Source organism: Streptococcus parasalivarius (assembly GCF_054785155.1).
In genome coordinates, this window is the sequence record NZ_BAABOB010000002.1 from 224,461 (window position 1) to 246,285 (window position 21,825).

The 21,825-nt window shown below is 39.9% G+C and carries 19 protein-coding genes and 1 pseudogene; 8 read left to right on the forward strand and 12 right to left on the reverse strand.

The window, feature by feature from the left end; genetic code table 11:
- Window positions 1–228: 228 nt before the first annotated feature.
- From ACYVQ1_RS03225 to ACYVQ1_RS03235, 3 genes are all read left to right on the forward strand, one after another.
- Window positions 229–1,887: an Rqc2 family fibronectin-binding protein gene (locus tag ACYVQ1_RS03225; RefSeq protein ID WP_461249799.1), complete on the forward strand. Its 1,659-nt coding sequence runs from the start codon at window positions 229–231 to the stop codon at window positions 1,885–1,887.
- Window positions 1,888–2,060: 173 nt separating this feature from the next.
- Window positions 2,061–3,605 (forward strand): hypothetical protein, encoded by a 1,545-nt coding sequence (locus ACYVQ1_RS03230; RefSeq protein ID WP_461249800.1) that lies wholly within the window; start codon window positions 2,061–2,063, stop codon window positions 3,603–3,605.
- A 50-nt stretch (window positions 3,606–3,655) separates the two neighbouring features.
- A complete protein-coding gene (locus ACYVQ1_RS03235) occupies window positions 3,656–5,005 on the forward strand; it encodes an MATE family efflux transporter (RefSeq protein ID WP_461249801.1) in 1,350 nt (449 codons plus the stop codon).
- A 34-nt stretch (window positions 5,006–5,039) separates the two neighbouring features.
- Here ACYVQ1_RS03235 and ACYVQ1_RS03240 read toward each other — a convergent pair whose 3' ends face one another.
- A complete protein-coding gene (locus tag ACYVQ1_RS03240; protein WP_461249802.1) occupies window positions 5,040–6,008 on the reverse strand; it encodes an ABC transporter substrate-binding protein in 969 nt (322 codons plus the stop codon).
- Window positions 6,009–6,222: 214 nt separating this feature from the next.
- On the opposite strand from ACYVQ1_RS03240, the gene ACYVQ1_RS03245 reads away from it, so the two are divergent.
- Both ACYVQ1_RS03245 and ACYVQ1_RS03250 read left to right on the forward strand, forming a co-directional pair.
- Complete coding sequence (locus ACYVQ1_RS03245; RefSeq protein ID WP_461249803.1) at window positions 6,223–8,937, forward strand: DEAD/DEAH box helicase family protein; 2,715 nt, start codon at window positions 6,223–6,225, stop codon at window positions 8,935–8,937.
- A 72-nt stretch (window positions 8,938–9,009) separates the two neighbouring features.
- Complete coding sequence (locus ACYVQ1_RS03250) at window positions 9,010–9,645, forward strand: HAD hydrolase-like protein (protein WP_461249804.1); 636 nt, start codon at window positions 9,010–9,012, stop codon at window positions 9,643–9,645.
- Window positions 9,646–9,785: 140 nt separating this feature from the next.
- Here ACYVQ1_RS03250 and ACYVQ1_RS03255 read toward each other — a convergent pair whose 3' ends face one another.
- The 5 genes from ACYVQ1_RS03255 to ACYVQ1_RS03275 form a co-directional block, all read right to left on the reverse strand.
- Window positions 9,786–10,577 (reverse strand): hypothetical protein, encoded by a 792-nt coding sequence (locus ACYVQ1_RS03255; RefSeq protein WP_461249805.1) that lies wholly within the window; start codon window positions 10,575–10,577, stop codon window positions 9,786–9,788.
- A 256-nt stretch (window positions 10,578–10,833) separates the two neighbouring features.
- Window positions 10,834–11,694, reverse strand: a complete 861-nt coding sequence (locus ACYVQ1_RS03260) for an alpha/beta hydrolase (RefSeq protein ID WP_461249806.1) — start codon at window positions 11,692–11,694, stop codon at window positions 10,834–10,836.
- A 164-nt stretch (window positions 11,695–11,858) separates the two neighbouring features.
- A complete protein-coding gene (locus ACYVQ1_RS03265; RefSeq protein ID WP_461249807.1) occupies window positions 11,859–12,896 on the reverse strand; it encodes an alcohol dehydrogenase catalytic domain-containing protein in 1,038 nt (345 codons plus the stop codon).
- A gap of 95 nt (window positions 12,897–12,991) precedes the next feature.
- Window positions 12,992–14,086, reverse strand: a complete 1,095-nt coding sequence (hemH, locus tag ACYVQ1_RS03270) for a ferrochelatase (RefSeq protein WP_461249808.1) — start codon at window positions 14,084–14,086, stop codon at window positions 12,992–12,994.
- A gap of 112 nt (window positions 14,087–14,198) precedes the next feature.
- Window positions 14,199–15,095 (reverse strand): cation diffusion facilitator family transporter, encoded by an 897-nt coding sequence (locus tag ACYVQ1_RS03275; protein ID WP_461249809.1) that lies wholly within the window; start codon window positions 15,093–15,095, stop codon window positions 14,199–14,201.
- 133 nt (window positions 15,096–15,228) lie between these two features.
- Between ACYVQ1_RS03275 and ACYVQ1_RS03280 the strand changes: the two genes are divergently transcribed.
- From ACYVQ1_RS03280 to ACYVQ1_RS03290, 3 genes are read left to right on the forward strand one after another with little or no spacing between them, the layout of a single operon-like run.
- On the forward strand, window positions 15,229–15,768 hold the full coding sequence (locus ACYVQ1_RS03280) for a TetR/AcrR family transcriptional regulator (protein WP_461249859.1): 540 nt from the start codon (window positions 15,229–15,231) through the stop codon (window positions 15,766–15,768).
- Between the two features lie 15 nt (window positions 15,769–15,783).
- Entirely contained in the window at window positions 15,784–16,254 is a 471-nt protein-coding gene (locus ACYVQ1_RS03285) for an HXXEE domain-containing protein (protein ID WP_461249810.1), read from the forward strand.
- A 35-nt stretch (window positions 16,255–16,289) separates the two neighbouring features.
- Window positions 16,290–16,622 (forward strand): glucuronide permease, encoded by a 333-nt coding sequence (locus tag ACYVQ1_RS03290; RefSeq protein ID WP_461249811.1) that lies wholly within the window; start codon window positions 16,290–16,292, stop codon window positions 16,620–16,622.
- A 155-nt stretch (window positions 16,623–16,777) separates the two neighbouring features.
- On the opposite strand, the gene ACYVQ1_RS03295 is transcribed toward ACYVQ1_RS03290, so the two are convergent.
- The 6 genes and pseudogenes from ACYVQ1_RS03295 to pnuC form a co-directional block, all read right to left on the reverse strand.
- Complete coding sequence (locus ACYVQ1_RS03295; protein WP_461249812.1) at window positions 16,778–17,989, reverse strand: NADH:flavin oxidoreductase/NADH oxidase family protein; 1,212 nt, start codon at window positions 17,987–17,989, stop codon at window positions 16,778–16,780.
- Window positions 17,986–18,855, reverse strand: coding sequence for an SDR family NAD(P)-dependent oxidoreductase (locus ACYVQ1_RS03300; RefSeq protein ID WP_461249813.1), 870 nt, complete (start codon window positions 18,853–18,855; stop codon window positions 17,986–17,988). Before ACYVQ1_RS03300 ends, ACYVQ1_RS03295 begins: the two co-directional genes overlap by 4 nt.
- 1 nt (window position 18,856) lies before the next feature.
- Window positions 18,857–19,693, reverse strand: a complete 837-nt coding sequence (locus ACYVQ1_RS03305; protein WP_461249814.1) for an alpha/beta fold hydrolase — start codon at window positions 19,691–19,693, stop codon at window positions 18,857–18,859.
- A 13-nt stretch (window positions 19,694–19,706) separates the two neighbouring features.
- The gene (locus ACYVQ1_RS03310; protein ID WP_461249815.1) at window positions 19,707–20,711 is read right to left on the reverse strand and encodes an NADP-dependent oxidoreductase; all 1,005 of its coding nucleotides are present in this window, start codon (window positions 20,709–20,711) and stop codon (window positions 19,707–19,709) included.
- 77 nt (window positions 20,712–20,788) lie between these two features.
- On the reverse strand, window positions 20,789–21,220 hold the full coding sequence (locus ACYVQ1_RS03315; RefSeq protein WP_461249816.1) for an Rrf2 family transcriptional regulator: 432 nt from the start codon (window positions 21,218–21,220) through the stop codon (window positions 20,789–20,791).
- Between the two features lie 140 nt (window positions 21,221–21,360).
- Window positions 21,361–21,723 (reverse strand): annotated as a pseudogene (gene pnuC / locus ACYVQ1_RS03320) (nicotinamide riboside transporter PnuC); the annotation flags it as partial.
- Window positions 21,724–21,825 lie beyond the last annotated feature (102 nt).

The window sequence follows — 21,825 nt, forward strand, 5'->3', positions numbered from 1 at the left end:
TAGTCTAGCTAGCATAATTAACCTTTCTATCTTTGATAGCACTACATTATCAAAACTCATTAGTAGTTGTAACCCAGTGCCCCCTCTTAACTATTTACTTGAAATGTGAATGAATATGAATTACTGAAAACAGCCTATTCTCCCCAAGCATTTCTAGAGGCTTTATGCTATAATGGATAAGCGTTTTATGCTTTATCACAACTAAAATAACAAGAAAGGAAGTACACCATGTCTTTTGACGGCTTTTTTCTTCATCATATGACGGCTGAGTTACGTGAGCAGGTACTTTACGGGCGTATCCAGAAAGTTAATCAGCCTTTTGAACGTGAGTTGGTCCTGACCATTCGTAACAATCGTCAGAATTACAAGCTTCTTCTCTCGGCTCACCCTGTCTTTGGACGTATTCAGACGACCAAGGCTGACTTGCCAAATCCACAGAATCCAAATACCTATACCATGATTATGAGGAAATACCTTCAGGGAGCGGTTATCGAGGATATTCAGCAGGTAGAAAATGATCGTGTTCTGGAGATTTCCGTATCAAACAAAAACGAAATTGGTGATAGCGTTAAGGTTACTCTTGTTATGGAAATCATGGGGAAACACTCCAACATTATCCTTATTGACAAAAACGAGAGCAAAATCATCGAATCTATTAAGCATGTTGGTTTCTCACAAAATAGTTACCGTACTATTCTGCCTGGGTCTACCTATATCGTTCCACCGAAGACGGACGCCAAGAATCCTTTCGACATTGCAGACGAAAAGCTCTTTGAAATCCTACAAACCGAGGATTTGTCAGCTAGAAACCTTCAAAAACTTTTCCAAGGTTTGGGGCGTGACACGGCCAATGAATTATCAGCTTTACTTGAGACTGATAAGCTCAAGAATTTCCGTGCCTTCTTCAATCGTGAAGTGGAGCCAAACTTAACGGCAAAAGCATTTTCAGCTGTAAGATTCTCTGATAGTCAGGTCCAACCTGAGTTTGAAACCTTGTCTGCCCTTTTGGACTACTACTATTTGGACAAGGCGGCGCGTGACCGTGTAGCTCAACAGGCTAGTGATTTAATCCATCGTGTGCAAAATGAGCTGGAAAAAAACAAGAAGAAACTTGTTAAACAGGAAAAAGAGCTTGCGGCGACTGAAAGTGCTGAGGAGTTCCGCCAAAAAGGGGAACTGTTGACTACCTACCTTAGCATGGTTCCAAATGACAAGGATAGTGTCGAGTTAGACAATTACTACACTGGTGAAAAGATTACGATTCCCCTAAATGTGGCTCTAACGCCTAACCAAAATGCGCAGCGTTACTTCAAGAAATACCAGAAGCTCAAGGAGGCTGTTAAGCACTTGACTGGTTTGATTGAGGAAACCAAACAGACCATTGATTATTTAGAAAGTGTTGAATTCAGTCTTTCTCAAGCCAATATGGATGAAATCGAAGATATTCGTGAGGAGCTTGTTCAGGCTGGGTTTATGAAGCGTCGTTCAACTGACAAACGCCACAAACGTAAGAAACCTGAACAGTATTTAGCTTCTGATGGCAAGACCATTATCATGGTTGGTCGTAACAACCTGCAAAATGAGGAGTTGACCTTCAAGATGGCTAAAAAAGGTGAGCTCTGGTTCCACGCCAAGGATATCCCAGGTAGTCACGTAGTTATCAAGGACAATCTTAACCCAACTGACGAGGTCAAGACCGATGCGGCTGAATTGGCAGCCTACTATTCTAAGGCTCGTCTATCAAACTTGGTTCAAGTGGATATGATTGATGTTAAGAAACTCAACAAACCAACGGCAGGTAAGCCTGGATTTGTAACTTATACGGGACAAAAGACCTTACGTGTCACACCGACTGAAGAAAAAATCGATAGCATGCGGATGAAGTAAACTACTTTATAAAAACAAACTCTCTTGTTGCTGATACAAGAGAGTTTTTCTATGATGTTATTAGCGCAATTTCTTTCAGTGATGAATGAGATTTTTCTCAAGTTTCATTACTTTTTTCCGACGACTGTGCTAAACTATAAGGGTAATTACCAATATTAAAGGAGACTTTCAGTATGAAGGCTCTTATGTCATATACGAGTTCTGTTTTAGAATGGTTAGGGCGCTCTGTGGGGCTCTTAGTCTTCGGGCTATTATTTGTGACTGCTTTGCTCATTCGCACGACCATGATGACTGGATACTTTGAGTGGGCAGAGATTAGTAGCGTGCCCTGGTATGTTTATGTTTCAGGTGGTGTCATTCTGCTTTTGACACTTCTCTGGCGCAAAATCTTAAAGGAACTGACAACAAAACAGATTTTCATCTTTTTTTCCGTTTGCTTTATGATTTTTGGCCTACTTTTGATTTTTCTGACGAGTTTTGCTGGTCGAGACGATGCAGGTACTGTCTTTAAAGGGGCGGTCCAGTTCAATGCTGGCGACTTCTCCTTAATAAAACCAGGAGCCTACTTCTACCGCTATCCGCATCAGTTGGGGTTGCTCAGTTTTGAACGCTTGGTTCTCTATCTGATTCCTTTACCAGTTATCTCTGTTTTCTATGTATTGAATCTTGGCATGGTCATTGGTATGAACTATGCTACTTGGAAAATCACGGATGAACTGTTTACGAGGCCTTTAGTTAGTCGTTTGGCTGTCATCATGAGCTTTGGTTTCTTGCCTCTAGTCTTTAACATTATGTTTGCCTATGGACTTATGTATGGGTTGTTCTTTTCTAGTTTTGCCATTCTCTTCTTTCTACGTTATTTAAGACGTGGTAAGGCTAGGAATGCGATTCTTTCAGTTGTCATGCTATCTTTGGCCTACTGGGTAAGGAGCAATAACATCATTCTCATCATTGCGCTATCTGGTATTTTGATACTATTGACTCTGAGAGAGAAACGTTACCGCTATTTGCTTTTAGTCTTAGCTTTCTTTGCCTTTCCTATAACCTTGCATAAGGCGACAACCAGTTACTATGAGATTACCACTCATCAAAAAATTCCTGGAACACCTCAGATTGCTTGGCTGGCCATGGGCTTACAGGACAAACCCGATTCTAAACGAATGCCAGGATGGTATACCGGCTATGTCCGTGACATTTATGCTAAGAAAAAGGGCAATATCGAAAAGATTGAAAAAAGCGCCAATCATCTTTTTGATAGACGTGTTCAATATCTTCTAGCACATCCCGATGAGGCCAGTTGGTTTTTTAGCACCAAGTTTATCAGTTCCTGGACGGAGGGAAGCTTCCAGTCCATCTGGAACGGTCCAAGTAAAGACAAGTTTCAGCCTTTGTGGAATAGGTTTGCGACCTCTATCTATCACGATGGGACCCTGCATCTCTTTTTTGTGACCTATATGCAAGGCTATCTCCTAGTCCTATATCTTGGTGGTGCGTTCTACTATGCTTTCACTTATAAACGAATGGGAGATGGAGCAACACTAGGCATCTATGCCTTCCTCTATCTCTTTGGTGGCATCCTCTTTCACCTCATATCAGAGACTAAGAGTCAGTACACCCTACCTTATATTTACTTACAAATTCCAATGATTGCGGCAGGCTACAACCATATGACACAAATGCTTAGCCGCCATCTAAAAAATATGCAAAAGTCATCCTAGGATGGCTTTTTAACATTGTTTCACAATTACAATCTTGCTATAATAAGTCTATGAAAAATACGTCAGTTGATCTTTTACGAGGCCCAATTCTGAGGTCTCTTTTAATCTTTGTCTTGCCTATCTTAGTGTCCAATATTTTCCAGCAACTCTACAATACTGCTGATGTCATGATTGTGGGTCGTTTTCTAGGTTCAGATGCCTTGGCTGCTGTAGGAGCTTCTTCTGCTATTTTTGATTTGGTTATCGGCTTTGCTCTTGGCGTTGGAAATGGTATGGGTGTTGTTATCGCACGTTACTATGGTGCCAAAGACTTTAGGAAACTTCGTCAGTCTGTGGCGACCACTGTTGTCATCGGTCTAGGCTTAAGTGCCTTGGTTATGATTTTAGGACATTTCGTCCTCTATCCTTTGCTTAGATTTTTAGGAACACCTACTTCTATCATCGGACAATCTCACCAGTATATTTCTATGATTGTCTCCTGTGTTGGGGTAACTTTGGGTTATAATCTGTGTGCAGGTCTCCTCAGAGCGGTTGGTGATAGTCTGACAGCCCTCTATTTTCTGATTTTTTCAGCTCTAGTCAATATCGTTTTAGACCTTTTCTTTATTACACAACTCCATCTTGGTGTTCAATCAGCAGGCTTAGCGACAATTATCTCACAGGGACTTTCAGCTATCCTCTGTCTTTACTATATTAAGAAAAAAGTGACCTTCCTTCTACCAAGCAAGTCAGACTTTGTTCTTGATTCAAGCCTTTATTTGGACCTTTTTGGACAAGGGATGGCCATGGGACTTATGAATTCTATTGTTTCAATTGGGACTGTGACCTTACAATATGCCATTAACGGCTTTGGACCTCTTATTATCAGTGCTCAGGTTGCAGCAAGGCGTATCATGTCTTTCGCAGTTCTCCCTTTGACCTCACTTGCTGCTGTGGTGACCACCTTCACCTCACAAAACTTCGGGGCCAAACAGTTTAAACGCATAGTGGCTGGTTTAAAACAATCTTGTCTTGTTTCTATCACTTGGTCTGTCATTGCTTGTGCCCTTCTCTATATAGCAAGTCCCTTCTTGGCTGGTCTTATCTCTGGTTCTGAAAATGCTGTGATTATTGACAACGCCAGTCGCTACCTCCGTATCAGTTCTCTTTTTTATCCTATTTTAGGAATGCTTTTCATTTTTAGAAATAGTCTCCAAGGCCTAGGTAAGAAACTCACTCCCTTAACCTCTAGTTTCATTGAGCTTTTTGGAAAAATTCTCTTTGTTCTTTTGGTTATTCCTTCTATGGGCTACCTTGGCGTTATCCTATGTGAACCTTTGATTTGGATTCCTATGACTATTCAGCTCTATTTTTCTTTGAGAAAACATATCAGACGCTTGTTCGTCAAGAACCCTTTTTGAACATAGAAAAACGACCATGACGGTCGTTTTTAGTTTAATTCAATCCCCATTCATCAGCTATTTGTTTCATAATTGCTTCTTGCGAGACAATGCCAAATCCAAGCATATAAGTTGAATAATCTGCATAGATAACCTTATTATTTTGAACAGCTTTAAGGTTATTCCAGACAGGGTTATTTTTAAGTTTGTTATCTAGGAGTTCTTGAGAATCTGCTTGAACAATCAGGAGGTCCGGATTAATGTCTTTTAGTTTATCTGGATTGATAACTTGGAACATATCATCTGGATTGAAGGTTTCAGCACGATTGAAATGATAAGTATCATACAGATAACCAAAATGCCCGTAAGCGTAATAACGGATGTCATTGTCTGTCACGCGCAGATACATGAGTTTTTGATTGCCAAACTTAGCTTTGACATTCTCTGCGAAAACAGCCTCCCTAGCATCCACTCTATCCAGGTCCTTCTTCATCTCATCACGTTTGTCGAAGATTTCTGCCACCTTTAATGAGGTTTCGTGATAGTCCCAGTTTTCATCAGTGTTAATCTGGTAGCCAACAGTTGGTGCAATTTCAGACAGCTGCTCGTAGAGGTCTTCCTGCTCGCCGGTCATAAGGATTAAATCAGGTTTTAACTCAGCAATCTTATCCAAATCTGTATTGCCCTGCCAACCAACTGAAACCACCTTGGCATCCTTGTATTGTTTCTTAAAGAGGGTTGAAAATTCTTGACTATCAGCTTGTCCAGTTGTCGCACCCACAGGAGTAATATCTAAAGGATTCAAGATTTCACCATAGAGGTTGTCGAGGATAACAATACGTTTTGGAGCTTTTTTCAACTCTGTCGTACCAAAATCATGGACAATCGTCTTCTCCTTAAAAGTCTGACTTGTTTGATTTGACTCTGCATTATGTCCAGATGTCATGTCTGGCAAGTAATATAGTAAAAGACCAGATATGATGGCCAGAATGGCTAATAAATAAAGAAGATTTATTTTTTTCATGGCAACTCCTCGATAAGATCGGATTAAATCGTTACTTTAAAGTTATCTTAAAACTTCTTTAATGTCAATCACTACTTGTTAGTTTAAGCAAAGAATAGTTGATTCTGTAATATTACTGATTTTAATAATAGATTGTTTTGAATGTTCCATAGGTAGAGCAATATTTTGGAAAATTAATCTATGTTATAATGATTAGTAACATTGGAGGGAAATTATGTTAAATCAGCTTTCATTTAAGGGACAATGGCGACAGTACCAACAGCGTGTTCTCGATAAAGCCGAAAGCTTTATGGATGATGGAAAGATTCACTTGGTGGCTGCTCCTGGTTCTGGTAAAACAACCTTAGGAATTGAATTTATACAGCGTTTTGGTAATCCAACTTTAGTTTTAGTTCCGACAGTTACCATCCGTCAACAATGGGTAGATCGGATTAAACGAGCTTTTTTAAGTGATGACAATCTAGTAGAACAACTCATTTCACAAGATCTAAAAAAGCCGAAAGTCATTACAGTGGCAACCTACCAAGCTTTACATAGCGCCATGAATCAGGGTGTGGGTGAGAGTCTCGTTGAAGATACTGATGATAATGCTGAACAAGAGCATTTCGATTTTCAAGGGTTCGATATTCGAAAAACTTTTGGGGACCAAGATTTAGGGACTCTTTGTCTGGATGAATGCCATCATTTAAGAAATGAATGGTGGAAGAGTTTAGAGAGTTTTCAAAAAGCTTTTCCAAATATAAAGATGATTTCTTTGACAGCAACACCCCCATACGAGGGAGAACCTGCACTTTGGGAACGTTATATTAGCATGTGTGGTGAGATTGATGAAGAAATTACAGTGCCTGAACTTGTTAAGGAAGGGACGCTCTGTCCTCACCAGGACTATGTCTACTTCGCTTTTCCAACAAAGGAAGAACGTGCACAATTGGACCAATTTGAAAAGCAGAAACTTAACTTTCTAACTAAATTGTCTACAGATATAAACTTTTCGAACACTATTCAGTCTAGCTCAGCACTAAGTGGCCAAATTGGCGATGATGACCTATTGGCTAATCCTAAATACCTTTCCGCTACCCTGATTTTCTTACGGTCTAAAGAATTGCCTTTTCCTCAACGTTTTCAAGAACTTCTCTCTGCAAAAACCTTGCCAACTTTTACGCTTGACTGGTTTGAAACCTTGCTTAATGGCGTGATTTTCAAGGTCCCAAATTGGTATGGATTTACCGAGGAAGCCTTTAATCAGCTAAAGAGTGATTTGAAAGCAAATGGTCTTATCGAGAGAAATCAAGTTAAACTTATCCGGAATAAGAAGCAAGATGTCCTGCTTAATCAATCATTGGGAAAACTCAATGCTGTTAGAGATATTTTTAAGGCAGAATACCAGTCTCTAGAAAATAATCTCCGTCAACTTGTTTTGACAGACTTTATACGTAAGGATTTTCAAATTCATCTAGGCGATAACAGTGCACAATTTACACAACTAGGTGTGCTCTCTTACTTTGAATCTATTCGTAGAGAAATAATTGAACAATCTTGGACGGTGCCTGTGGCTGTATTGACAGGAAGTTTAGTGATTATTCCAACTTCAGCTAAAGAACATCTAGAGCGACTCATCCCTAATTCTCGTTTATCCTTTGATGTTATTGGACAGTTGAGCCAAGAAGACTATCTTAAGGTGAGTATTTCTGGTTCTCAGCATGATCTAGTGACTGCTCTTACCCAACTTTTCCAAGAAGGGCATATTCAGGTGATTATTGGGACCAAGTCTTTATTGGGCGAAGGTTGGGATGCCCCTTGTGTTAACACCCTTATTTTAGCTAGTTTTGTTGGAAGCTTCATGCTAAGTAATCAGATGCGAGGCCGTGCCATCCGTGTCTGGCCAGAAAATCCTAATAAAACGAGTAATATCTGGCATTTGGTTTCTATTAATTTATCACCTAGGAGATGGTTTGATTTTCAAGATGAGGAAGAAAAATACGATGAGACATTAGAGCTGCAGTTGTATGCACTTAGTCCTGACTTAGATTTGTTAGATCGGCGTATGACACAGTTTCTGGGCCTCCATTATCAAGAGCCTACTATCGAATCTGGTATTGATCGCCTTGACCTCAATCAAATAACTTTTAGCCGAAAGGGTCTAGAAAAACTTAATCAAAATGCCATTACACTATCTCAAAAACGTCAGGAGCTTAAAGACCGTTGGCAACAAGCCCTCCCGCTATACGAAGAAATGGAAGTGGTCAACCAAGTTGAGGTTGACAAACAATTTCTACCGTTGGTATACCTTAATGATTGGATGAAGGCCTTTCTTATTTCCCAAGCCCTTGCTGCCACTTTTTTTATTATTGATTTGGGAAGATATCTGATTGTTGGGAAGCCGTTTGATCAAAGACTACCTATATTCTTACTTGCGCTACTTGTACTGGCTATCTTTTGGGGAAGATATTTTATCTATAAGAGCCCCTATAAACGTTTGGAAATTTTTGGCAAAGCTATCCATCAAGCCCTGCTGGATTCAGGTCAGATTGAGACTAAAGAATCTGCTCCTAGAGTGGTAAAAGACAGTAAACAAGCGATTTATAACGCCATCTATCTCAAGGGTGCTAGCATGAGGGAAAAAGAAATCTTTGCTCAGACTATGACTGAATTTTACGCTCCTATCGAAAATCAACGCTATATCTTAAAGGCTTGTCACAAAGTGAAGGACCAAACCGAATTTTTTGCCGTTCCAAGTATGTTTGAAAAGCGAAAGGCAGATGCAGAGTCTTTCCTCCGACATATACAAAAAAGCCTAGGAAAATATGATCTTATTTATACGCGAAGTGTTCAAGGACGTCCTATTCTCCTAGAAGCCCGCATCAAGGCACTTGGAGATAAGCAAGAACGAACAGTTACACATAAAAAAGTCATGTCAACTTTAGAATGATAAATATCCCTAACCACTTTAACCGTTTTTATCATGATATAATAAACCAAAGAGAATATATTGGAGAATTCTATGACACTCACACATATTTTTTTCGACCTTGATGGTACCCTCGTTGATAGTTCTGAGGGTATTCACAATGGTTTTGTTCAAACTTTTGAAAGACTAGGCCTTCCTGTTCCTACTGATCAGAAAATTCGTACCTTTATGGGACCACCTCTCGAGGTTACCTTTAAAGAAGAGGTTAGTGAAGAAGGTGCTGCCCAAGCTGTCAAGGTTTATCGTGACTATTATGAGACCAAAGGACAATTGGAAGCTCACCTCTATGATGGCATTAAGGAAGTTCTTGAACAACTTAGTAAAGACCCTAACAAGAAAATCTTTATCACAACTTCAAAAAATGAACCCATTGCCCTAGAAATGTGCCAACACCTTGGGATTACTGAATATTTTGAAGGTATTTATGGCTCTACCCCTACTGCTTTTCATAAGGCTGATGTCTTGCAGCGTGCCATTACTGAAAATCAAGCCCCTAAAGACCAGTCCGTCATTGTTGGTGATACTAAGTTTGATTTGATTGGTGGAAAAACAGTTGGCATCAAAACAATAGCGGTGACCTGGGGATTCGGGGCTAACGAAACCCTATTAGCAGAAAATCCAGATTTTGTAGCTGAGACTACACAAGAACTTTGGGATATTTTGAAATAAAAATTAGAGCATGACCATACAATCATGCTCTTTTTGTCGCTTGTCATCAAGAAAATCTTGCCAAAGCCTTTTAAAATCATCTTTAATAAATTAAAAACCGGTAGTGGTCTCAAATAACATTCATTTTACTATTCTTATCTTTAATCATCATCTTCTATTACTAGATTCTCATCCTCATAAAAGACGACTTTCCCAGCTTTTACTTTAAAAGAATAACTGATTGAATCATGATTCTCATCCTTGGTATTGGAATAAAAGAAATTATATTTACCATTCGGAAGATCACTAGCATCTAACTTTTTAGCCGCATCTTTCATATCTTGTTCTTTGACTGATTCATTATCATCAATAAAAATAGTCATATAGACCAACTCTTTATCAATCAAGGTTTGAAATGGAATTTGATAGTAGCCTGCAAAGTCCTTCTTACCTTCCTTAAGATTTTCGGAGGCAATAGTATCCAATATTTTTTCCTTTTCATCATGACTGAAATAAGATAGAAAACTAAAAAACCTAATAGGAAGACCGAGATTTTGTTTTTTCAATTGTTTTTCAATTTTCTTCTCAACTTTTTTGACAGATTTCTGTTCCACAAATACTTCCTTATAGTGTAAAAATTGAATACTGTCATGAGAATCAGATGACCTATTTTCAGGAATAGCCCTATTGTTCTCTTCCAATTTTATTGTTTGCCCATCGTAGGTGTTCTCAGAATAGGTATAAGATACGTAGTAAGTTGGACTTTCTAGTGGAGTCCAATGTAAGTCAGTGATGGTAACTTTGCCATGAAGACCTACTTTATTACAATCTTCGATGATGATTCGCTTAATTTTTATGTAATCACTAGGCATCATCACCTTGCAACCGCTCAAAACCAAAACTGATAGCAGCAAGGGAATCAAGAATAGAATGCGATAGATTTTCTTTTTCATAGCTCTATCTCCTATAATCTAAAGCTAACAAAAGAAAGACAAGCGAGTGGAAAAATCTATTTTCTGAATATATGTATAACGTTACTCAATTAATGTAAACGGTTATATTATCTTATCTTTATTTTAACATTCTTTACATGAAATGTCAGATGAAATTGGATTCGTTCTTTTACTTCTCTTCTTTGCCAACCCAATCATTGTATTAAAAAAAATCTAGTAGACAGCCTCTACTAGAATTTTTTGTATTCTTATCAACTCATTTTCCCCACAAGAAAGCATTTAGAGGCTTATCAACCAAGGCTGTTTCATGGAGTTTACTGTGTTGGCCGTTAGGACCTGTGATTTCCTTTTCTTGGTAGGATTTGACATGACCTTTAAGCAGATAGGCTAGGGATTGACTGGATAGATTGGTCACGCGCTCATCACTCTCTTTACCTGTATTGCCATAGATGTTGAGGACTTCAACTTGTCCTTGAGGATAGTTGTCTCCAAGAGACAAGAGCTCCTCATATGACTCGGTCATGCTAGTTGGTTTTCCTTCGCCATCTAGAGAGTTATTTTCCGGTTCATTCATGCCGATGATCCCGTTAAAGTGTCCGGCGATATCCACCTGCTTAACTAGTTTAGGCAGACTAGTATCACTGCCGTGTTGGAGCATATAGTAGACGATGGCCATATTGCCGTATGAGTGACCAACCATATTCATCTCAGTAATTCCGTAGTTATCTTGGAGAGCTTTGACGACAGCGTAGGCATAGTCGCCCTGGTCCCTAGTGCTGGCACCTCGATTATTGTCAAAATTGACTAGGACAATAGGATTGATGGCACCTTTGGGAATAGAGCCGTCCAGAGTAACTTGCCCATCCTTATCCACCTTGGCATCAATGATAGTTTTAGTCACACCAGCGTCTTTTGCTGCATTGGCCATATGTCTTTCCGCACGACTGCTTGAGCCCCAACCATGGAAAAAAATAGTCGGACGGCTTGATTGAATAAATGTTTTTCTTGCTTCTGCTTTTACGGCCTGCGTTTGGTTTTGGGAAATAAAATACCAACCACCTACACAAACAAGACCAAGCATTGCTAAAAGACTGAAAATAAGAGCTTTTTTCTTCATAAATACCTTTCCAATTTGCTTTATGAAAGAGCAAGATGTTCCTAAACTCTTTTACTAGCAATACTAATTTTGAGCTAGTTCATCTTACATATTTTCTTTTATAACATATAAAAAGGCTTGGAAAAACAACTCTCTTGCATTACCAAGACTTTTGTATAACTTAACTAATCTAAAACAATCATAGATTTAATAGACTTGCGTTCATCCATATCTTTATAGGCTTGATTAATATCTTCCAAGCTATAGCTCTGGGTGAAGACGCGTCCTGGATTGATATCTCCATCCAATACAGCCTTGAGCAAGACTTGTTTGTCATAGGTAGTAACAGAGGCGGGTCCTCCACCAATCGTTGTATTTTGTCCAAAGGTAGATCCAATGGCACGATTTTCATAGTGTGGAACACCAACAAATCCCATACGGCCACCATTGTGAAGGACACCAAGAGCTTGGTCCACCGCTGCTTCAGTACCGACACATTCGAGAGCTGCATCTGCTCCCCCTCCGAGGATTTCACGAACCTTGGCAATGCCTTCTTCACCACGTTCGGCCACAACAGCTGTTGCACCTGACTCCAAAGCCATTTTTTGACGATCTTTGTGACGACTCATAAGGACAATTTGTGAAGCACCACGCATCTTAGCTGCGATGACAGCACATTGACCAACAGCCCCATCTCCGATAACGACCACCTTGTCACCTTTTTGCACATTAGCCACACGCGCCGCATGGTAACCCGTCGGCATGACATCAGCCAGTGTCAAAAGTGACTTGAGCATGCCTTCGCTATAATCTGAAGGTTGCCCAGGAATTTTGACAAGGGCCCAGTTGGCAAAGTGGAAACGGATATACTCAGCCTGCACGCCCCCAGACCAGTTATTACCTGGGTGGTTGTCACAAGAGCCATCAAAACCAGCACGACAGGCATCACACTGTCCACAACCATGTGTGAAAGGGGCAATGACAAAGTCACCTGGTTTTACTGTAGTAACTTCCTCACCAACTTCTTCGACAATTCCGATAGCCTCATGACCGCTATTTCTATGTCCTTCTTCCATTTCCGGATTACGGTAACTCCAAAGGTCCGATCCACAAACGCAAGTACGTACTATCTTGATAATGGCATCATCTGCCTCTTGAATGCTTGGACGTTTGATTTCCTCAATGCCGACCTGACCTGCCTTTGTGTAAACTGCTGATTTCATTTAAAAACCTCTATTCTTTCGTTTCTGATAGTATACACTTTTTAACAAGAAATCGCTCACATCAAACACTCCCTATTACGCTCATATTTAGTTACTTAATCATATTTTTTTCCATACTTCTTTTCAAGCATTTTCTTAACTAGATATGGCATCTTGACATTCTCTCGACCTTTTTTAGCAATCAATTTTTTGACGAAGTCAGGCATCTGAATATCTTCTTCCTCTTCTAAAATCTGTCCTGTGTTTGAAGGGGCTTCCAACTCATCAAAAGTCTCTAGTTGAGGTTGATAGTAACGATAGTCACCGTCTATATGAGACTGAATGGTTGAAAGAAGGGCTTTAATCAAACGAGAATCGCTATTTGGCATAGGAGGACGGTGATAGGCCACACCAAGCTCATGACAAAGCTCCTTACACTCCACATCATTATCAAAAAGAACCTCAATATGCTCACTAATAAAAGCTATCGGGACAAAAATATAATGGTTAGGGTGTTCCTTCTCATCACGAAGGTATTCTAAGACATCAGGTTTAATCCAAGGAATACCAATATCACTTTCACTCTGCCATGTATTGGTATACTGGTCTTCTTCAAGGCCTAAAATTTCCACAATCAAGCGAGTATTGTCATAAATCTGATCGATATAAGGATCACCAAAATCAAGTGCCAAAACTGGGACACTATGAGCTGAAAAAATCACCTTATAGCTGTCATCTCTAATTTGATCTAAAATATTTCGAATCTCATCAGCCCAGTAGTGAAGAAGTGAAGGTTCTTGGTACCAATCCTTGATAATTTGGAACCTAATCTGCTCACTTTCTAAAAATTTCTCATATCCCATGACAGAATAATAAGAATAATGGGGCTCTAAAATCAAGCACAAACATTCTTCAATTCCGTCATTCTCCATCTCTTTGATTACATCAGTGATAAAAGGGCGGGAAAATTTATTAGCAAAGTAGACCGACGCTCGTTCTCCAAGAGCAGTAGCAACCATGTCCACTTCTTCTCTAGTTATCCTTTGGAGTGGGGTTCCACCGATTCGGACGTAATTGTTATATAAAGTCTGAATTTCATGTGGTTCAGGACGAACCCCACGGCGTATATTTGTGAAAAATTCCGCTACTCCTTCATAGGTAATCTCTTCTGGTGACCCAAAGGTCATCATCAACACAGCTCTCTTACTCATAATTACTCCTTGTTCTACATTTGTTCTATTTTATCATGAAAATGCTTACTTTAGGGAACTTGGTATCAAAATAACTCTTAAAGGTAGACTCTAAGAGTTAAAAAAACAAACCTTAATGATGGTGTTTCTGCTCACTTTCTACTTCCAGCTCTTCGATATTTCTCTTGTGAGCTCGGTGGGTTGCCAAGTCTTCATCAACTTCGATGGTGACATTTTGAAAGCCACTCTCTTTGAGCAAGTCTCGGATAGACTCTTTACAGACCTCCATATGTTTGACATGGTCCAGACAAACATGGACAATAGCATTTTTCTCCAAGCCGTCCATGGTCCAAAGATTAAGCTGATTGATACTAGCGACATTATCCAACTGCTCTAAGTCATTCTTAACTTGCTTGATATCAACCCCTTCTGGCACAGCATCCAGAAAAATCTTGAGCGTGCTCCAAAAACGTGGAATGGCTTTGGACAGAATAAAGAAGGAAATAGCAAGAGACAAGAGGGGATCTAGGATATACCAGTCAGTAAATCGGAGGACAATGGCCATCAAGATGACAGCCAACCAACCCAAGGTATCTTCCAAAAAATGTAGGCTGAGAATGGATTCATTCTTGGTCTGCCCCTTACGAATCACCAGACTTGCTAAGACATTCACACTGATGGCAATGATTCCAAGCCAGAGAAGACCTTCTTCATTGACAGGTTGTGGGTGAAAGAGTTTGACCAAATTTTCCAAAATCACCATACCAGACCCTGTCATCAGAATCACAGCGGTCACCATGGCCCCTAAAAGGCTAAAACGCTTGTAGCCCAAGGTATAATGATTATCCTCCTCTCGATTAGAGATTGTTTCTAGAAAGGCTGAGAACCCAATTGCTAGAGCATCCCCCAAGTCGTGTACAGAATCAGCGAGAACCGCACTGGAACCAAAAATTCCACCCGCAATAAATTCAACAATGGCAAAGCTTAGATTCAAGAAAAAAGCCAACCAAACCGCATATTTTGTCTTCATTATATTACTTCCTTTGTTATAATAGATTCATGAACATCATGTTCATTATCTATTATCCAATACTATCAACAGAAAGGATAGGGGCAAACCGTTCGCTGTGTACGTTACTGAACAGTTTGTTCATAGTGTCCATATGACTGCACAAGACCGTCGCATTACCAAGACTAGAAAAGCCATCTATCAAGCTTTCTTGCACTTACTTAACCAAAAAGATTATGAGGCCATCACCGTTCAGGAGATTATTGACTTGGCTGATGTGGGGCGTTCGACCTTTTACAGCCATTATGAGAGCAAAGAGTTACTACTGGATGAGCTCTGCCAAAAGCTCTTTCACCATTTGTTTGAGCGTGCTCAATACCTCTCTCCACAAGACTACTTGGCCCATATCTTTCAACATTTCAAGAAAAATCAAGACCATGTAACCAGTCTCTTGCTTTCAAAAAACGATTATTTTATCCGGCAGCTGCGAAAAGAACTGGAACATGACGTCTATCCAATGGTAGCCGACGAACTGATTCAATCACACCCCAACATTCCTCACTCCTATCTCAAGCACCTGGTTGTCAGCCACTTTATCGAAACCCTCAGCTGGTGGCTAAAAAATGGAAAGTCCTATAACGAACAGGAAGTTGTCCAGTTTTATTTGGAGATACTGAAAGTTGGTTCAAACTAGAAAGAAGTTTTTTTAATGACCCTCACTCAATTTTATTTTCTCTTTCCAGCCTTATTCATGCTTCACGAACTTGAGGAAATCATATGGATGCCCTCCTTTGTCAAAAAACTATCAGCACAGTTTCCAGATATTCGATTCCTTTCTTATTACACTCCTTTTACTTTCAGTGCCATTGTCTTGGAGCAGTTTCTGACCCTGCTTCTATCACTTTTTCTTAGCTACCAGTTTAGCAACTATACTATTTACGCAACCATTGTAATTGCTTATATCTACCATATTTTCGGACATCTGATTCAGACAATTGTCCTTCGAAAATATGTTCCTGGCTTGTTAACGGGCAGTTTAACGAGCTTGTTCTCCATCGCATTTCTAAAAATTGAAATTTCAGTCAAACTCTATGGTTACTCTTTTTTGACTTTACTGGTTATCGTTTTAAATCTTGTAGTATCATTTATGATTCTTAATAAAATCAGTCATAAAAAATAGCACTCAGACAATCATATCTTAGAAAGGAAACATCTATGTCACTTTATCTTATCTTTAGCATCATCACAGTCTTCTTATCCCTTGCTTTTGCTCTTCTTCATTTAATGGCCAGTCTTTCAGAATTAAGAAAGCACAAGAATACTCTAGGAAATCGGCTTCTCCTTATCGGAAGCAACCTTGCGACCTTCTCTCTCATCCTCTACTTCTTTTTCCCGATTGTCGCACTATCTCTTTGGCTGATTGGTTGTGGGTTGATTTGCTACGGAGCCTATTGGAATGGCAAGCACAAAGAAAACTTCCATCTAGCCCACCATGTCATTCGGATTGGAATCGCTCTGATTCTTACTATTTTGTTAGCCCTCATCTAAGAAAAACTCAAGGTTTCATTGATAAAACCTGAGTTTTTTTATTTATGTGACTTTCAGTCTGTCTCGCTCCGTTAGGTGCGAGACAAAAGAACCACCCGCTATGATATTTAACCTGTCTATTTGACAGAGTGCATACCATAGACGGGTGGTTTTAATTATTTTCTACGGGGTTTTAGAGCAGAAAGTCCATTTGATTTAATAGTCTGTAGCAGGTAGGGCCAAGCATTCGTATCGATTTTCACATCTTTCCCTATTCCAAGGCGCTTCATCTGTTCTTCATAATAACTAACACCAATAATTGGTCCCAACGATTTATCCAGTTGAGAAATCTTCGTTGTTAAGCGAGGGGTAGAAAGATTTAAGTTCCCTGTTTTTTGATAATCTTGAACTAACCTAGCGTTTAAAACGAAAGGTCTAGCAAGGCCAATCATTGATACTCCGTTAGTCAAGGCCTCTTTCATTTGTTGACTTTTGCGAAAGCCTCCTGTTGAGACAATTGGAATATCTGTTAGGTCAGAAAGTGCTACCGCATAACTCAAAAAACTTGCTCCTTTTTCATGCTCACTACCAAAAACCGGCGCTTCATAATTTCCGCCAGAAATTTCAATCAAATCAATTCCTAGTTGTGACATAGTTTTGACTACCTGTTTGCAATCCTCAAAGTCAAATCCTTGCTCCTTAAAATCAGTTGCATTCAGTTTTAGGGCAATTGTAAACCTTGTTCCAACTATATTTCTCATCCTTTGGAAAATTTCTACTAGGAAACGCATCCGATTTTCAAGACTTCCTCCATAGTTATCAGTCCGTTGATTATCCGCTGGTGATAAAAATTGGTTGATCAGATAGCCGTGTGCAGCGTGGATTTGAACTCCAGAAAAACCTGCTTCCTTAGCTAAAAGTGCTGCAGTAACAAATTTTTCTTTAGCCTCTTCAATCTCTGTCAGTGTCATTTGGCGTGGGTGACGAAAGGCAGATGCAGAAGTCCCACTTATGGGAATGGCACTGGGAGCGATGGGTTCTTGGTTAATGGTACGGTACATCTGTTTTCCTGGATGATTGATTTGAAGTAGGATGGGTGTATTATGCTTTTTTCCAACCTTGGCCCAGTCTGAAAATAGTGATAAATCAGATTTTGTGTCCAAAACGACATTTCCTGGTTCTCCAAGATAGCGCCTATCCACCATGACATTTCCAGAAACTAAGACCCCGATTGACTGTTTTGACCAATGTTCATACAAGGTAATTAATTCCCTGTTGGGATTGTGATGTTGGTCAGCCATCGTCTCACTCATTGCTGATTTGAAAAATCTATTTCTAAATCGAGCGCCGTTGGGCAAAACCAAATCATCTAATAGGATGTCACTCATACCAATCCTTTCTCATAAGTCGTAATGGCCTGTTCACAATAGTGTAGGAGCTTTTGAGCTTTCTCAAAAGTATAGCCTTTTTCAGATACAGACTTGACTTTCTTTTCATCAAAGTAGTAGCCAGTCAAGCCCCTGACTTCTTCTGATAAGGTGAGATAATAACCTGTTTCGATTCCCTGATCTAGATCTTTTGAGAGAGATTTCATCAGGCGTCCAAAGAGGGACTTCTTCGTTTTTTCATCACTAGAGTTATTCCCTAAGTTAGTCGAGATAAGACCAGGATGGTAGGCATTAATAGTGATATTTGAACCTTTTAAAAAGAAATCTCTTGCTAGATAGCGTGTCATCCAAATGGTATAGAGTTTGGAATTATTATAGGCCAATCCTGGATTGTATTCTTTCTCAAATCCAAAGTCAAAATCCTTGATCTTGGCAAAATGATGCATATAGGAAGAGGTATTAATGACACGACCGTCAGGCGATTCTTCTAATAGAGTACTTAGCTCGGTTGTCAAAATATAGGGAACCAGAACAGACAGCATAAAGGTTAGTTCGACGTTTTCAGAACTCGCTTTTCGCTCTTTCCCTGCATACAGTCCTGCATTGTTAAACAAGACATCGATACTTTGAAAGTCTCGCTTGATTTCCTCCGCAAAGCGATAAACATCATCTAATTTTGAAAAATCTGCCAAGTAGCTCGAAACTCTGCCTCTCAGGGAAACGGCCCGAACCTCTTGAAGCGCCAATTCCAGTTTTTGAGGATTTCGTCCATGAAGAATGACCTGATGACCTTCACTAGCCAGTTTCTTTGCCAAGTGCTTTCCAATGCCATCCGTAGCACCTGTTATTAGAATGGTTTTGACCATATTAGTCCTCCAAGAAAGCAATGAGTTCTTTTGAAAACTCTTCTGCATGTTGGAAGATCGAACCGTGACCGGCATTTGGATAGATGATGAGCTTACTATCTTTTATTTTCTCATGCATATCATAAGAATTTTCTGTTGGAACCTGCATATCCTTGTCTCCGTTGACGATTAAGGTTGGTTGGGTGATAAATTGAAGGTCGTCCTGCGAATCTTTTCCCCAACGTTTAATAGCTTTGAGTTGCGTCAAGAAACCAGCCACACTAATGTCTTTGTCCGCAAATTCCTTGGTTCGCATTCCCATTCGTCCTAGAACTTTCAAGGCTTCGATTTTTCCTTGTTCATCATGCTTATAGAAGATATAGCGTTTAGGATCGATGCGCTCGAGTCCAGCTTTAAACATATAGTTAAAGGTTTTCCCTGTGACCTTATCGACCTCTTTTCCACCTCGAGGTCCTGTTCCCGCCAAGATGAGACGGTTGACCAAATCAGGCTTGATTCGGATGATTTCTTGGGCAATCATACCCCCCATAGAAAGGCCAAGGAGATTGATCTTATCGTAACCAAGGGCTTTTACAAAGTCAATTGTCTGCTCAGCCATTCCAGGAATGGTTGGCGCCACTTTGCCTTGACTGGCTCCGACACCAGGAAGGTCGACCACAATCACATGGTGTTTTTCAGCAATCAAGTCCAAGAGTTTTGGATCCCAGTTGTCGAGAGTTGCTGCCAAATGGACCAGCATCAGAAGAGGCAGTTTTGATTTGCCTTTGCTGAGTTCGCGATAGGCGATTTTGTTCCCGTCGACAGTGATGTATTGATTTTTAGTTGTAAGATATGACATTGTGTTTTCCTTTTTATTTCTTAAAGCTGAGGACTGTTTTTCCACGTGAGCGCCCATTAGCGACCTTGTCTAAGGCGCTATTCACCTCTTCAAATGGATAGACTGTATCGATAGATGGCTTGATTTCTAATTTGCTAAAGAGGTCAGCTACCTCTTGTAATTGAGCACCATTGCTTTCTACAAAGATAAAATAGTAGTGAACACCGTATTTGTCAGCCATCTTATCAAATTTGTGACCGGCTAAGCCAAGAATCATCTGTTTCCATTTTGGCAGCTTCATGCGTTTGGCAAAATCACCATTTGGCATAGCCCGAAGGGACACAAGATGACCACCTTTTTTCATGATAGACATTTGTTTTTCAGTTTCAGCTCCACCAAGGGTATCGAGGACATAATCAACCTGGCTAACCGTTTTTGTATAATCCTCTGTTTTGTAATCGATAAAACGGTCTGCTCCTAGGTTCAAAACACGCTCAGCGCTATCTCCAGCCCCATTGGTAATGACCTTCAAACCTTTAGCTTTAGCAATCGGAATGGCCATTCCACCAACACCACCTGTACCACCAGAGATAAAGATGGTTTTGCCAGCTTGAGCCCCCATGAGTTCTAAAGCTTGCATAATGGTCAAGGCAGTCAAAGGAACAGCAGCGGCTTCCTCGTCTGAAAGATAGTCTGGAACTTTAGCTAGAGCCTGACTATCGACAGCTACGTATTCTGCAAAGGCACCAATGTGGTCGAGTGGTAAACGCCCAAAAACTCGGTCTCCGACTTTGAGATTTTTGACTTGTCTACCGGTCTCTTCAATGATACCGACCACTTCATTTCCCGCAGTTTGTGGGAGTTTATAAGGGACGATCATATTGACTTCTCCTCGAGAAATCATGTTATCCAGAGGATTAACACCAGCTGCAGTGACTTTGACCAAGACTTCTTTGTCTGTGATACTTGCTTTTGCGATTTCTGTGATGTTAAGAGTGATATTCTTTTTGTTATAAGTAGTATGTTGTGCAGCTTTCATTGTCTTCTCTTTTCTATTTTTTGTTGTATCTGATATAGATACAAGTATAGTCTTTTTAAAACTGATCTGCATGCAAATCAGTTTCGTTTTTGTTTGGCATCTTTATAAAGATTGTTAATGACATCTTCTAAGGTTTGCTGGGCTAGTTCCTTCTCAAGTTGAGCTTCAGCACTAGCAAATAGTGATGAAACGGCAGCCTGGATATGTTTCCCTACTGGGCAATCCGGATTGCTATTTTGGTGAACAGGAAATAAGCTGATGTGGCTGACTTCTTGTGTGGCAAAATAAATGTTAAGTAAGGTGATGTCCTTTGGCGATTTACTAAGTTGGTAGCCCGTTTTTCCTTGATGAGACTGGATTAGTCCAGCATTTTTCAATAAGGCGATTACCTTTCGAATGTAACTCGCATTGGTGCCAACACTCTCAGCCAGAGCTTGTGAACTCAAGGTATCCTTGCTCTCACTAATCATGGTTAGGATATGCAGGGCTACTGAAAATTTCGTATCCATATAAACTCCTTTAGATAACCTGTATCTGATACAAGGACAAGTATATCACAAATAAAAAGAAAAGCAAGACTTTTGCTTCACTGTAAAAACACAAAAAAAGGACCCTACTGGATCCTCTTATTAATTGATAAACATAAGTATTAAGCTTTCTTAGCTGCCTTGCTCCATTGGTACCAACCAACAAGACTGTTGATAAGATAAATGAAGTATTTCCCTTGAATTTGAAGGCTTTCTCCCCACCAGAGGTAGATAGAGAAAATATTAGTGGCTGCCCAGAAAATCCATTGCTCACGATATACAGCTGTCATCAAGAGCTGACCAACACCGTTTGTCGCATCAGTAATAGAATCACGATAAGTACGATTAGCTCCAATTGACTGGTAAATAAGACCAAAAGCTAGCCACCAAAGTACACTAATTGAGAGGTACTTGGTCCATCCCACCGCATCCAATTTACGGGCAACAAATTCCTGCTGTTCTTTTTTGAACTGGGCTTGATAGATCAAAAAGTGTTAAAAATAAGACAGTAACCTCAGAATAGATACTGTCTTATCTCTTTTTTTTACTTAAAGCCTTGATAGACTTGACAAATGGTAGAAAAGAAC